Here is a 13,944-nt window from a genome sequence, read left to right as displayed (position 1 = left end):
GGCAATGGGGCGCGGCGCCCGGGGTGGACTAGTTCCGATAAGCCTTGAGAACGTCGTCGATCATGAGTTCCAGCGACGTCGCACTGGCCGCCATGACATACCAGGCTTGCGCGTCGGCGAAGACCACGCGGCCGTGCTGCCAGGCAGCGGTTTGGCGCAAGAGCGGATTGCTCAAGGTCTCGGCGTTCAGCGTTGGCCGGCGCTCCATCACCGCGGTGCGATCCACCACGTAGATGATGTCGGGGTTGGCCTGCTGGATGAATTCGCTGGAGATCGGCTGGCCATGCAGGCCGGCTTCCGCCTCGGGGCTCGCGGGCTTCACGCCCAGGGCCTTGAAAATGAAGCCGTAGCGCGACTGCGTGCCGAAGGAACTGAAGGCGCCGTTGTTGTGCAGCACGATGAGCGCTCTTTCGGGACGGCCCTGAATGAGGCGCTGCGCCTCCTGCACCTTGGCGTCCAGCTTGGCGGCCCTGTCGCGAGCCAGGTTTTCCTTCTCGAAGATCCGCCCCAGCGTGATGAGGTGGTCCTTGATGATCTCGACGTGATTGGCCTCGCTATCGCGGTAGTCCACGTCGAAGTGGATAGTCGGGGCGATCTCGCTCAGCTCCTTGTAGTGGTTCGCCTGCAGCGAGGTGATCAGGATCAGGTCGGGCTTGGCGGCGTGCACCCGTTCCAGATTTGGCTGGACGATCGCGCCCGTATCTTGCACATCCGCGGCGTCCTTGTACTTGGCCAGAAATTGCGGCACGAAGTCTTTCGGCATGCCAGCGACCGGAACGCCCAGTTGGTCAAGGAAATCCACCTCGTTCATGTCCAGAGCGACCACGCGTTGCGGCAGCTTGTCGATCACGGTGGTTCCCAACTTGTGCTGCACCGTGACGGTTTCGTAGGCCCGCTGCGCCGTTGGGCTGGCGGCGGCCGGCTGCGACGCCTTCGGCGTTTCGGCCACTTCCTGCCCGCAACCCTGCGCCACGGCCATGGTGGCGGCCAGCAGGGCAAGCGCCCATGCGCGGCGCCCGTGCTTGAGGATCATTTCAGTTCACCTGATGGATTGAAGTAGTTGCACAGGCGTCCGCGCGCGCCTTGCGTGATCTCGAAGTCCAGCCCATACAGCTCCCGCAGCCGGTCCTCGGTCACGACGTCGGGCACGCTGCCGGCGCAATGCACCGCTCCGCCCTTCATGGCGACGATGTGGTCGGAATAGCTGGCCGCGAAGTTGATGTCATGCACCACCAGGATCACGGTGCGGCCGTGCTCGTCGCACAGGCGGCGCAAAGCGCGCATGATCTGGACCGCATGCTTGATGTCGAGGTTGTTGAGCGGCTCATCCAGCAGCAGGCAGTCCGTCTGCTGCGCGATCGTCATGGCCAGGAATGCCATCTGGCGCTGCCCGCCGCTGAGCTCGTCGAGATAGGCCGCGCGCAGCGGTTCCAGCGAGAGGAACGCAATCGCCTCGTCGATCACGCGGCGGTCTTCCTGCGTCAACGCGCCGCGGCTGTACGGGAACCGCCCGAAGGCGACGAGTTCCTCCACCGTCAGGCGCAGGTTGAAATCGGGCGATTGACGCAATGTCGCCACGCGCTTGGCGTAATCGCCGATACGGATATCCGATGCCCTGGCGCCATCGATCAGGATCTCGCCCTGGCTGGGTTCCAGCAGCCTTGCGGCCATCATCAGCAAGGTGGTCTTGCCCGCGCCGTTGGGGCCGATGAGCGAGGTCAGCCGCCTGGCAGGGAACTGCAGGCTGACATCGCGCAGCACCGTCTTCGGGCCATAGTTCTTCGAGAGATTCTTGATCGTGATCATGCGGTGCCCCGCGAGCGCGCCATCAGCGCCAGGAACCAGGCGCCGCAAACCAGGTTGACCAGGATGCCGACGCTGGTCCGGTAGTTGAAGAGATGTTCGACCGCAAGCTGCGCCAGGATGAAAATGCCGATCGCGATCGCGCAGCCGGCGGATAGCGTGGCCCGGTGCCGGCGCGTGCGCGTCAGGGCATAGGCGGTGTTGGCGACGAAGATGCCCATGAAGGCGGTGGGCCCCAGCAGGCTGGTCGACACGGCGACCAGCACCGCAATCAGCGCCAGATGCAGCCGCAAGACGCGCTGATAATCCACGCCCAGGGAGATGGCCTGGTCGCGCCCCAGCGAGATCACGTCCAGCACCGGCAGAGTCCTGATGCCGGCCAGGCACACGCCCGCGACGACGATCGCGGAAACGAGCAACTGGCCAGGCTCCGCCTTGTTGAAGGACGCCTGGGTGAAACCAAGCAGAATGGAGAATTCGCCCGGGCTGGTCTTCAACTGCACGAACTGCGTAAAGGTACCGATCACCATCGTCAGCACCAGCCCCACCAGCAGCAGGAAGTACACATTCTGTCTGCCGTCGCGGAACAACCAGCGATGGATGATCCATGAATAGCCCAGCATCAGCAGCACGGACAGGAGGAAATTGCCGTTCGCGCCCAGCAGGACCAGGCTCTGCGCCCCCATGGCCAGGATCATCAGGGATTGCAACAGCAGGTAGACGGCCTCGTAGCCCATGATGGCCGGCGTCAGGATCCGGTTGCCGGTGATGGTCTGGAACACGATGGACGACCACGCGATGCAGACCCCGCCGATGAGCATGGCCGCAAGCCGGGCAAGCCGCTTGGGAATGATGTAGTCGAAGTCCAGGTTGGAACGGAACAGCAGAAAAGCCAGGGCCAATGCGATGACCGTCGCCCATGCCGCCTGCCGGGGAACCGCGCGCATCACCGGTGCCTCCAGAAGATCAGCGCGAGGAACAGGATGCCGCCCACGCCGCCCGCGGTCAGGCCGATGGGCACCTCAAACGGATGGATCAGAAGGCGGCCCAGGATGTCGCAGGCCAGCAGCAGCGTAGCGCCCCCCAGCGCGACGACGGGCAAGGTGCGGCCCAGGTTGTCGCCGTAACGCAGCGCGACCAGATTGGGAATGACCAGCCCCACGAAAGGAATGGCCCCGACGGTAATGACAGTGGCGGATACGGTAACGGCCACCAGGATCAGCCCCAGCGCCACGGTGGCCGGATAGTTCAGGCCCAGGCTGGCTGCCATGCCTTCGCCCATGCCCAGGACGGTGAAGCGGTGCGCGTACAGATAGGTCAGCGCAACGATGGGCAGGATCAGGTAAATGATCTCGTAGTTGCCCTGCACGATCTTGGAGAAGTCGCCCAGCAGCCAGCCCTGCATGCTCTGCATGATGTTGTTGCGATACGCGTAGAACTCCGCCAGGGCGCTCAGCACGCCGCCATACATCAGACCGATCACGGGCACCAGCACCGTATTCTTGAATTTGACGCGGCGCACGACAGCGACGAAGACCAGGCTGGCCGCGAAGCAGAAACCCAGCGCGAACAGCATCCGTGCCGCTGCCCCGGCGCCAGGCATCGACAGCATCGACACCAGGATGCCGAGCTTGGCCGCGTCGAGTCCGCCCGACGTGGCGGGTTCGACGAACTTGTTGCGCACGATGTGTTGCAGAATCACGCCGCAGACGGCCAGGCCGATGCCCGTCAGCACCAGGGCCGCCAGGCGCGGCAGCCGGCTTGCGGTCAAGGTGAGCCATGCGTCGCCCGACAACGAGAACAGCTGCGGCCAGGCGATCTGGCGCGCGCCCACCAGCAGCGACGCGCCGCAAAGCACGATGAACAGGCCGACCAGGCTGGCACGCATCAGGCCCGCGCCCCGGCGATGCGCCAGCCCTTGGCGGCCTTGCGCTGATCCAGGAATTGCGCGTACCGCCCCTGGCTCTCACGCAACGCCGCGGGCGCGCCTTGCTCGACGATCCGTCCATCCTCCAGCACCACGATCTGGTCGGCCATCGCCACCGTGGAGAGCTGGTGCGCGATCACCACCAGCGTGCGCGCCCCGCGCAGGCGCGTCAGCGTCCCGGTGATGATGGCCTGATTCTCCGCGTCCAGCGCCGCGGTCGCCTCGTCCACCAGCATGATGGGGGCATTGTTGAGCAGCGCGCGGGCGACGGCGATGCGCTGGCGCTCGCCGCCGGACAGGCGCGCGCCGCCCTCGCCTACCGGCGTGTCCAACCCTTGCGGCAGACGCGCGGCGATACCGTCCACGCCCGCCTGGCTTGCGGCCTCCATCAACTCGGCATCGCTGCAGCCCGGCCTGCCGGCGCGGATGTTGTCGGCAATGGATCCCGTGAACAGGTAGTTGTCCTGGAAGACCTGACTGATCTGGCGGGCCAGCTGCAAACTGGCGATCTGCCGCACGTCCACGCCGCCGACCAGCACGCCGCCCTGGTTCACGTCGAAGAAGCGCGCGATCAGCCGCGCCAGCGTGGTCTTGCCGGAGCCTGACGCGCCGACCAGGGCAATCATGCTGCCCGGTTCGATGCGCAGGTTCACGCCTCGCAGCACCTCGGGCCCACCATCCGCGTAGCGGAAATGCACATCGCGCAATTCGATCGACGCATCGCGCGGTTCCTGCGGCGCGTCGGGCTCGGGCAGCGGCTGGACGGCGTACAGCGCTTCGATGGCGTCGAGTTGCCCGCGCGCGCCGCGCAGCACCTCGCCATAGCCGGCCACCTCCAGCAACGCATCGATGTAGCGGACCGCCAGCAGCAGCGAGACGATCGCGGCCACGATCTGTCCAGTTGCGAGCGGGTTGCCCAGGATGCCGTCGATCCACCAGGCCGCGGCGGCCAGCAAGACGGCGAAGACGGCCTGCACGGCCCAGACGTTGAGTACGGCCGCCCCCGCCGACAGCCAGATCAGCCGCGCCCCGGACTCGCGCTGCTGCTCCACCGCCTGTTCGAGCAGGCGCGTGCCCCCGCCTTCCCCGTTGAAGGCGCGCAGCACCGACTGGGCCTGGGCGAACTCGACCATGCGCTGGCTGGCGTCGGCGAAGCGCTGCTGGAAAGCCTCATCCGCGCGCCGCGCCAATCTTGCCGTGAGCGCCAGGACGCCGGCCAGGAGCGGCAGTGCCGCCAACGCGATCAGGCCCAGCAGCCAGTGCTGCGCAAACAGGGCTACGACGAGCACCACGGGCGTCACCACGCCGGCGATGACGGGCGTGAAGACATGCGCGGGGAGCTGGGCCACGGACATCATGCCCTGCGTGACGACGTGCCCAAGACGGGCCGTATTCTGCGGCGTGAACCAACCCACGGGCAAACTCGCCACATGGTCGCCCAGACGGTGGCGGGCGTCTTGCAGGATGGCGACGCCCACGCGCACGCCGGCCCGCTCCACATGCCGCCGCAAGCCCCAGCAGACCGCGACCCCGGCCAGCAGCGCGGCCAGCCACGGAGCGGCAGCCTTCGCGTCCGCTTCAAGCAGATGCGTGAGCAGCGGCGCCAGCGCGGCAATGGTCAGCCCGCAAAGCGCGCCATAGGCCACGGCCAGCCATCCGTAGCGGCGCAGGACCGGCGCGTCCTGGCCCAGCAGCAGCATGAAGGTCTTCAGCATGCGGCCACCTCTTTGTCCTCGGAGGCTTCATAGCCGCCCTGCGCCCATAGCCGGGCATAGCAGCCGCCTTGCGCCAGCAACTGTTCGTGCCGGCCTTGTTCGACGATGGCGCCGTCCTCGACAACGAGGATGCGGTCGGCGTGCATCACCGTATCCAGCCGGTGCGCGATCACCATCACCGTGCGCCCCCGGGCGAAGCGCGACAGCGCGCCCTGGACCGCGGCCTCGTTGCCGGCGTCGGCCGCTGCCGTGGCTTCGTCCAGCACCAGCACGGGAGGATCCAGCAGCACGGCGCGCGCAATGCTGGCGCGCTGGAGTTCGCCGCCGGAAAGTTGTGCGTCCTCGCCGACCACCGAATCGTAGCCGCGCGGCAGCGCCAGGATGCGTTCATGGATATTGGCGGTGCGCGCGGCTTCCTCGATCTCTTGCCGAGTGGCAGAGGGCCGGCCCAGCGCGATGTTGTCGCGCACGCTGGCATGGATCAGGCGCACTTCCTGCAATACGAAGCCAACGCGCCGGTAAAGCTGCGCGCTCTCGATCCGCCTGAGATCGGCGCCGCCCAGCGTGATGCGCCCTTCGTCGGGGTCGAAGAATCGCAACAGCAGCCGCGCTAGCGTGGACTTGCCCGCGCCCGAAGGACCGACGATGGCGGTGACCGTGCCGGGTTCCAGCGTGAAGCTGATGCCGGACAGCGTCCGGCGCTCCCCGCCATAGGAATAGCCCACGTTCTCGAAGCGGACTTCATGGCCCTCGGGGACCTGCGCCTGCCCGGGCGCCAGCGGCTCCAGCACGGGCGTCTCCAGCATGGTCCGCACCCGCTGCGCGGCGCCCACGGCACTGCCCAGATCGTGCAGCAGCGTATGCAGCAACAGCACCGGCGCGCATATTCCCGGCGCCACCAGCGCGAACGGCAGCACGTCCACCGGCGCCATCCAGCCCAGCCCGACGAACAAGGCGCCAAAACCCAGCACCACGCCCAGCACCGTGACCGGCGCGACCATTGCATGGGCATGCGCCATCGCCGCCACCAGCGGCCGGGTAAAGCTGGCGAAGGCCTCGGCGAAGGCATCGACGGCCTCGCGATAGCCGCGATGCGCCTTGCCTGCATCGCCGAACGTCTTGACCACGGGCATGCCGCCCACGAACTCGACCGTTGCGCCATTGAGGCGCCCAAGCCGCTCCACGAATTCCTGCATGTTCGCCCCGCCGGCCTTCATGGCGCGGCGCAGGAACAGGAAGAAGCCGGGGAACGGCAGCAACGCCGCCAACGCCAGGCGCCAGTCCTGCGCGAACAGGTAGATGACCGAAATCGCGATGCCGCCCGCGGCGCGCCCCACCGCCGTGTAGAAATGCGCGGTCAGGCTGTGCAGCGTGCCGATGTCGTCCTGCATCGCCTGCTTGACCTCGCCCGACGCCCTGCCGGTGAACCAGCCCAGCGGCACCTGCGACAGCCGCTGCGCGGCGGCCAGGCGCAGACGGTGCGTAAGACGGTTGTCGGCCAGATGGGCCGTCAATTCGCCGGCCGAGATCAGCGCCATGCCGGCGAACATGCACGCCAGGCTGGCAATGACAGTCCACCAGATTCCAGGCCAGGCTTGAGTCGCCGCGGAAGGCTCTGCGCCGGCGAGGACGATACGGGCGATGTGCGCGATTCCTGCCAGCGGTACCAGGGTGAGCATGGTGCCCACCGCGGCCAGCGCTGCGGCGGCGGTCAATTGTCCGCGTATGGGGGCCAGCACCAGGCCTAGCGGTCCGGGTTTCCCAGGCTTGGCCGCGGCGGCTGCAGAACTGCTCATGAAATCTAACTACCCAGATGTTGGTGATAATTATTTGCATCACTATAAACTAAATTCTTGAATTAGTTTCATCACCATAAACTAAATAAATCGGGCCGGGTTAAAGTGAGGGATGAATGACGCCAAGGAACCAGGAGCAGCCATGACACCGCCAGAGCGCCGCCCGGCGCGGGGACGCCCTCCCACCATCACCCGGGAGCGGATTGCCGACGCGGGCATCGCGATGGGCCTGCCGAACATCACCTTCGTCGGACTCGCGGCTGCGCTGGGCGTCAGCCACATGGCGCTGTACAAGCACGTGCCCAGCCTGGAGGACCTCAAGCGCCTGGTCGCCGAAGAGATCTTCAAGCGTTGGCAGATCCCGCAAGCCTGTAGCAACGACCGCGGCGAACTGAAGCAGTACCTGACCTTGTTCGCCGCCTCCGTGCGGGAGTTCGTCAAGGCGCACCCGGGGGTGACGCCCTATGTGATCCGCAGGCTGGCCGCGACGCCGTCCATGCTGGCGAGAATCGACGAGCAACAACGCCATATCGCCACCGCCTACGGCATTTCCAGGGAACAGTCCCGCATCCTGCTGGCGACCGTGGCCTTCCACGGCATGGCGGTCGCCGACACGGTGTACTCGGTCGCCGGGCTGGAGCCTGTGGTGGACGCGGAACGCGCGGCCGAGGAATCCGAGATGGAACTGGAACTGGACCAGGGCATGCAGGCGCTGATCATCGGCCTGCTGGCCATGCTGGAGCTTGAGGACACGCCGCGGGCCCCGGCGTAGAAGACCTGCCTGCTGCCGCAAGACCAGGACGCCGCCATCGGCCGGCTTTCCAATGCAAATAAAAAGCATTATCATGAAAGCCCTGCCGACCCCGCGCCATGTCATCACGCCCCCCCCGTTCGCAAGGCTTCCTGGCCTACTACGAAGAGCTGCTTGCGGTCTGGACCCGGAAGTTGGGCTGCCGCGATGCCGCGCGCGATCTCGCGCATGACGCCCTGGTCAAATGCCTGGAAACCGACCCCGACCGCGTGACGCAGCCCCGCGCCTATCTGCATCAGGCCGCGCGCAACATGGCCGTGGACAACTTCCGGCGGACGGACGGGCAGGAATGGGTGCCGCTTGATACCATAGCCGGCCATCCCAGCACCTGGGGCGATCCCCTGGCCCAGGTCCGCACCGAACAACTGAGCCTGGCCTTGGAAGCGGCGCTGGCCGAGCTGCCGCTCAAGTGCCGCCAGGTGTTCGTCTGGCAGCGCCTGGAAGGCCTGACGCAAGCCGAGATCGCGGAACGCATGGGCCTGAGCAAGAACATGGTCGAGAAGTACATGATCCGCACCGCGTTGCATCTGCGCGAACGGCTGGGAGCCTATGCCCCGAACTGACAGTCCGCTTCAGGCGCCCGACGTCGGCGCCGACCCCGTCCGCCATGAAGCGGCGCGCTGGTTCGCGCGCGCGCACTCCGGCGAATGGACGGCCGCCGCCCAGGCCGAGCGCGATGCCTGGCTTGCCGCGGATCCGCGCCACGCCGCCGAATACCGGATGCTGGAATCGATCTGGCAGGCTGCCGCCGCCCTGCCCGAAGACCGGCTGCGCGCGCTGGCGGAAGAGCCCCGGCGCGCGCAACGCCCGGCGCGGCGGCGGGCGCTGGGACTGGGGCTGTGCGCGCTGATGGGAGCCATTGCGCTAGGTATCTGGCAACACGCCGATCCCGTGGCCGAATACCGCACGGCTGCCGGAGAACGACGCAGCGTCACATTGCCCGACGGCTCCACCGCTGAACTGAACAGCCGCAGCCGGATCGAAGTCCGTTACGACGGCGCCCGGCGCCTGGTCCTCCTGCAAGAAGGCGAAGCCCTGTTCGCGGTGGCAAAGGATGCGGCCAGGCCCTTCATCGTGGATGCGGGACTGGGTAGCGCCAGAGTGACCGGCACCCGCTTCGACGTAAGCCGCGACACGGACCAGTTGCGCATCGTGGTGGAGTCGGGCTCGGTCGAGGTGGCCGGCCGCGCGGACCAGACGGCAGTGTCCGTCCGGGCCGGCAGCGCGGTTCGCATCGATGCCAGCGGCCATGCCGGCCAGGTCCAGGACTATCCCGTAGCCGCCGCGCTGGCCTGGCGCCAGGGCCAGATCGTGTTCGCCGATACCGACCTGGCCAGCGCCGTGCGCGAAGTCTCGCGCTACCGGCTGCAGCCCATCATCCTCGCGCCGCGCCAGGGACTGGAAACGCTGCGCCTGACCAGCGTGTTCCAGACCGCGGACACGGACGCCTTCCTGACGGCGCTGCCGCACATCCTGCCTGTCGCCGTCAGGCGCTTGTCCGACGGCCAGGCCGAAATCGTCGCCCGCTGACGCCGACATCCCGCGCTGTTACAAAAAAAGCCGTAGCCGCATTCAGGTATTTCCCGCGTATTGCGTCTTCTTCCTGATAACCAGGCAGGCATGGTGCCCGCCAACAGGATTCAGGAGCACAGGAAGTGGATCGCAAAAAATGGGGAAGCCGCGCGCGGATGCGCGGCCTGGCGACGACAGCGCTTGCAGCGGTGTTGATGGCGGGATCGGCAGGCGCGCGGGCGCAAGCCGCGCCGGTGGCGATCGACATGCCCGCGCAATCGCTGGACCAGGCCTTGCGCACCCTGGCCCAGACCCACGGATTGCAGATCTTCTATGCGCCGCAGACCGTCGCGGGCATGCAGGCGCCGGCCGTCTCCGGAACCATGACGCCGCAGCAGGCGCTATCCGCGCTGCTGAAGGACCGGGCCCTGCGCGTGCGCCAGGATGGCGCCGCGACCATCATCGAACCGGAAAACGCGGGCCAGGCCCAGGTAATGGCGCCCATCGAAGTTTCCGCCTCGCGCACATCCAGCAATCTGGTCAGCCCGGTGCAGCAGACCATCGTGCTGGAACGCGACGCGTTGCAGGAATTGCGCACGGGTTCCGACAGCCTGGCCACCGTGCTCTCCAAGACCGTGCCCGGCATGGCCGATTCCAGCCGCACCATGACGGACTATGGCCAGACGCTGCGCGGCCGGGGCGTGCTGGTGCTGGTGGATGGGATCCCGCTGAACACCAACCGGGACTCGTCGCGCAATCTGGCGAACATCAACCCCGCCACCATCGAGCGGGTCGAAGTGCTGCGCGGCAGCAGCTCGATCTACGGCGCCGGCGCGACGGGCGGCATCGTTTCGATCACCACCCGGCCTGCCGGCGGCGAAGCGGTATCCGAAACCACCGTGACGGCAGTCAGCCCGTTGAGCCGCCTGCGCGCCGACGGGCTGGGCGGGCAGCTGCAACAGCACTTCGCGGGCAGCCAGGGCAAGCTGGACTACGCCCTGGACCTGGGCGCGCGCCACAACGGCGCCTCGTATGACGCGCAAGGCAGGCGCATCGCGCCCGAGCCCAGCCAGGGCGACCTGTTCGACTCCAATATCTACAGCCTGGGCGGCAAGCTCGGGTTGCACATCGACGACAAGCAGCGCCTGCAACTGTCCGCCAGCTACTACAACGCGGACCAGGACTCCGACTACACCTCGGATCCGTCCGTCGGCCGCCTGCCGCCGGGTTCGGCCCGCGCCCTGCCCATGGGCGGCCTGCAACTGGCCGACCAGAACCAGATCCGCAACACGCTGTTGAATCTGGAATACGAACACCTGGACGTGCTGGGCAGCAAGGTCACGGCCCAGATGTACTACCGCGACTACTTCACCCGCTTCACGCCCTTCGATGCGCGCGCCGTCGTCACGCGCGGCAACAACGTGGACCAGGTCACGCAGAACACCAAGGTGTTCGGCAGCCGGCTGACCGTGGATACGCCGCTGGGCGAGCAATCCAAGGTGCTCTGGGGCGCCGACTTCAACCAGGAACGCAGCGACATGCCGATCGACATCTTCGATCCGGCGGCCTACGACCGCAGCGGCGGACGGGTGTTCAACAGGATCGGCAGCCTCACCTACATGCCCGAACTGACGACCCGCAGCACCGGCCTCTTCGCGCAGCTTGAACACCGCTTCAACGAGCAATGGTCGGTACAGGGCGGCGCGCGCTACGAGTACGCTTCCGCCCGGTTCGGCGATTTCGTGCCGCTGTCGCAGCTGCGCGTGCCGTCCCCGGCCTCGGTCCAGGGCGGCTCCGTCAACTACGACGCCTTGCTGTGGAACTTCGGCGTCGCGTACGCCCCGGTGCGCGGCCAGGAGCTCTACGCCAACTTCAGCCAGGGCTTCCAGCTGCCCGACATCGGGGTCCAGATGCGCAATGCGCGGCCGGGCTTCGACATCGGCTCGTCGGACCTGCAGCCGGTCAAGACCAACAACTATGAGTTGGGCTGGCGCGGCGGCGCGGGCAACACCTCGGCGTCGCTGGCCGTGTTCTACACCACCTCGAAACTCGGGGACGTGCAGAGCTTCAACAACGGCCTGATCCTCACGCGCACCGAAGAGCGCATCTACGGCGTCGAAGGCACCATCGACACCACCACCGACGACGAGAAATGGGGCGCCGGCGGCACCTTCACCTGGATGAAGGGCCGCGAGCAGCCGGATGGCGGCAGCTGGCAAGGCATGACCGGCTACCGCATTCCGCCGCTCAAGCTGACGGCCTATCTGCAATACCGGCCGAACGAGCGCTGGAGCGGTCGGCTGCAGGCCAATTACTTCGGCGCCAAGGACTACCGCCTGGATGGCAAGGAGAGCTTCGGCCGCCGGGACGTCAACAGCTACTTCACCGTGGACCTCATGGGCCGCTACCAGCCCGACCCGCGCAACACCTTCATCCTGGGCGTCGAGAACCTTTTCAACCGCGACTACTACCCGCTATACAGCCAGCTCATGCGCAGCAATACCAACACCAGCCGGCTCCCCGCCGCGGGAGCCGTGCTGACGCTGACCTACCAGCACCGGTGGTGACGCGAGTCGCTCGAGTCAAACGGCCGCGGCCGGACCCGCCGCTACGCGATCGGCCACTTCGGCAGCCTGGCCTTGCGATACGGCAGGCGGCGCCAATCCGGGCTGGCGGAACCGGGCGCGGCCACATACAGCACCGCCTTGGCCAAGGGCGCGTACTTGGCATGGAAGTGATGCGCGGACTTCACCACGATCAGGCGCTGCGCCGTCAGGTCGCAACCCAGCTGCGTGAAGAGGTCGGTGTGATAGGCCTGGGTGCGCAGCGAGACCAGCGCGACCAGGATGCCGTCCACGTCGACCAGCGCGCAGTCGCCCAGGGCGATGCGGGTGTTGGAGTTGCCTGTCATGAACATGTCCGCATGCGTGGACACCACCACGCAGCGCGCATCCACGGGACTGCCTGACAACGGACCTACCTTGCCGCCGATGCGCAGGTCCAGCTCCGCGCCGGGGCCGGCGTCAAACGCGATGCGAGCGGCCACCGGATCCCACAGGGGGCCGATGGCGGCATTGCGTATGCCGCGCTCGCGCATCCTGGCCAGCAGATAGGTAGAGTCGCCGGCCGCGCCGCTGCCGGGGTTGTCCGAACGGTCAGCCAGCACGATGGGGCCGTCGCCATAGGCCAGGGCTTCGTCCAGCGCCTGGTCCACGCCGCGGTACGGCACCATCAACTGTTCGCGCATCGCGATGAGTTCGTCGGCCAATTGGCGCGCCAGCGTTTGCGCGCAGGCCGCGTCGCCATCGGCGTAGACCAGCACCTTGGTGCCCATTTCCGGCACGTCGCCGGTGGCGAAGCCTTGCGCCGCCGACACCGACAGAATGCCGTCGCGGCCTTCCAGCGCCTTCATGCGGCTGACGAAGCCCTGCGCGGGCTCGCGGGTGGTGTGCATCGGCACGATCATGTCGCAGTCGACCAGCGCGGCCACGGGCCGCGTGCGGCCGGCCTGTGCGTCCAGGCACAGGGCCAGCAGGTCTTCGGCGCGTTCCAGCACGTCGATGTGGGGATACTCCTTGAACAGCACCAGCACCGTGGCCTGTTCCACCATCAGCGGCGTCAGGTGCGCGTGCGGGTCCAGCTCCGCGCCCACCACCACGCCGGGGCCGACGATCTCGCGCACGCGGCGCAGGAGATCGCCTTCACAATCGTCGTAGCCGTCGGCCACCATGGCGCCATGCAAGCCCAGCAGCACCATGTCCACCGGCAGCGCCGCGCGCAGGTCGGCAAGCAGCTCGTCGCGCAGCGTTTCATAGGCGGCGCGCGTGGTCGTGCCGCCCGGCTGCGCGGACGCCACCAGTCCTTCGATCAATGTCCACCCGCCGTCCCGGGCGCGCTGGCGCGCGGCCCACAGCGGCCCCGCGTAGAACGTCATGTGATCGGGATGGGTGCCGCCGGGCAGGTACTCGCGCGACTTGAACGCGGCGAGCCCGGTCGGCAAGGGCGAAAAGGTATTGGTTTCCGTGGCAAGGGCGCCGGTGAATATGCGCATGGGAGTGGCTCCAGGGCGCGGCGCGCCGCTAGGGGATGGAAAGGCAACGGACCGCGCTAGGCATGCGGCCCGGATCAGGGCTTGATTCTGGTCCGGCCTGCGCAAGCCTACAAATTCCAAATCGTGAACTGTCCATAACCTTTCATATGTGCGCGCAAGCGCTTTGGGCTGCCCTATCGTTTTCCCTTAAATGCAGCCGATCTGCGCGCTTTTTGCCGCGATTTTCCCCGAAAAACCGCACACCATAACCTTGGGTTATCCATGGGCGCTCGTTAGCTATTTGTGCCTCGCTTGTGTGCCGCCGATGATCCGCGGTACGGAACGCAAGG

11 protein-coding genes are annotated in these 13,944 nt (G+C 67.1%); 4 read left to right on the top strand and 7 right to left on the bottom strand.

Going from position 1 to position 13,944, the window contains the following annotated elements:
* Positions 1-28: 28 nt before the first annotated feature.
* The 6 genes from BRO63_RS27230 to BRO63_RS27205 are packed head-to-tail and all read right to left on the bottom strand — an operon-like array spanning position 29 to position 7,241.
* The gene (locus BRO63_RS27230; RefSeq protein WP_088142761.1) at positions 29-1,033 is read right to left on the bottom strand and encodes a siderophore ABC transporter substrate-binding protein; all 1,005 of its coding nucleotides are present in this window, start codon (positions 1,031-1,033) and stop codon (positions 29-31) included.
* Positions 1,030-1,806 (bottom strand): iron ABC transporter ATP-binding protein, encoded by a 777-nt coding sequence (locus tag BRO63_RS27225; protein ID WP_088142760.1) that lies wholly within the window; start codon positions 1,804-1,806, stop codon positions 1,030-1,032. Before BRO63_RS27225 ends, BRO63_RS27230 begins: the two co-directional genes overlap by 4 nt.
* Entirely contained in the window at positions 1,803-2,750 is a 948-nt protein-coding gene (locus BRO63_RS27220) for an iron chelate uptake ABC transporter family permease subunit (RefSeq protein WP_088142759.1), read from the bottom strand. The genes BRO63_RS27225 and BRO63_RS27220 overlap by 4 nt, the downstream gene beginning before the upstream one ends.
* On the bottom strand, positions 2,750-3,691 hold the full coding sequence (locus tag BRO63_RS27215; protein WP_088142758.1) for an ABC transporter permease: 942 nt from the start codon (positions 3,689-3,691) through the stop codon (positions 2,750-2,752). Before BRO63_RS27215 ends, BRO63_RS27220 begins: the two co-directional genes overlap by 1 nt.
* Positions 3,691-5,445: an ABC transporter ATP-binding protein gene (locus BRO63_RS27210; RefSeq protein ID WP_088142757.1), complete on the bottom strand. Its 1,755-nt coding sequence runs from the start codon at positions 5,443-5,445 to the stop codon at positions 3,691-3,693. Before BRO63_RS27210 ends, BRO63_RS27215 begins: the two co-directional genes overlap by 1 nt.
* Positions 5,439-7,241 (bottom strand): ABC transporter ATP-binding protein, encoded by a 1,803-nt coding sequence (locus BRO63_RS27205; RefSeq protein WP_088142756.1) that lies wholly within the window; start codon positions 7,239-7,241, stop codon positions 5,439-5,441. The genes BRO63_RS27210 and BRO63_RS27205 overlap by 7 nt, the downstream gene beginning before the upstream one ends.
* Before the next feature lie 142 nt (positions 7,242-7,383).
* Between BRO63_RS27205 and BRO63_RS27200 the strand changes: the two genes are divergently transcribed.
* The 4 genes from BRO63_RS27200 to BRO63_RS27185 all read left to right on the top strand — a co-directional run bounded on the left by BRO63_RS27200 (position 7,384) and on the right by BRO63_RS27185 (position 12,131).
* Positions 7,384-8,013: a TetR/AcrR family transcriptional regulator gene (locus BRO63_RS27200; RefSeq protein WP_088142755.1), complete on the top strand. Its 630-nt coding sequence runs from the start codon at positions 7,384-7,386 to the stop codon at positions 8,011-8,013.
* A 98-nt stretch (positions 8,014-8,111) separates the two neighbouring features.
* Positions 8,112-8,615 (top strand): sigma-70 family RNA polymerase sigma factor, encoded by a 504-nt coding sequence (locus BRO63_RS27195; protein ID WP_088142754.1) that lies wholly within the window; start codon positions 8,112-8,114, stop codon positions 8,613-8,615.
* Entirely contained in the window at positions 8,602-9,582 is a 981-nt protein-coding gene (locus BRO63_RS27190) for a FecR family protein (RefSeq protein ID WP_088142753.1), read from the top strand. Before BRO63_RS27195 ends, BRO63_RS27190 begins: the two co-directional genes overlap by 14 nt.
* Positions 9,583-9,740: 158 nt before the next feature.
* Positions 9,741-12,131, top strand: a complete 2,391-nt coding sequence (locus tag BRO63_RS27185; RefSeq protein WP_088142752.1) for a TonB-dependent siderophore receptor — start codon at positions 9,741-9,743, stop codon at positions 12,129-12,131.
* 41 nt (positions 12,132-12,172) lie between these two features.
* Here the strand turns inward: BRO63_RS27185 and BRO63_RS27180 are convergent, their stop codons facing one another.
* A complete protein-coding gene (locus BRO63_RS27180; RefSeq protein ID WP_088142751.1) occupies positions 12,173-13,615 on the bottom strand; it encodes a M81 family metallopeptidase in 1,443 nt (480 codons plus the stop codon).
* Between the last annotated feature and the right edge of the window lie 329 nt (positions 13,616-13,944).

Source organism: Achromobacter xylosoxidans, assembly GCF_002192695.1.
Lineage (GTDB): Bacteria > Pseudomonadota > Gammaproteobacteria > Burkholderiales > Burkholderiaceae_B > Achromobacter > Achromobacter xylosoxidans_C.
This window is presented reverse-complemented; position numbering and strand designations above follow the sequence as displayed.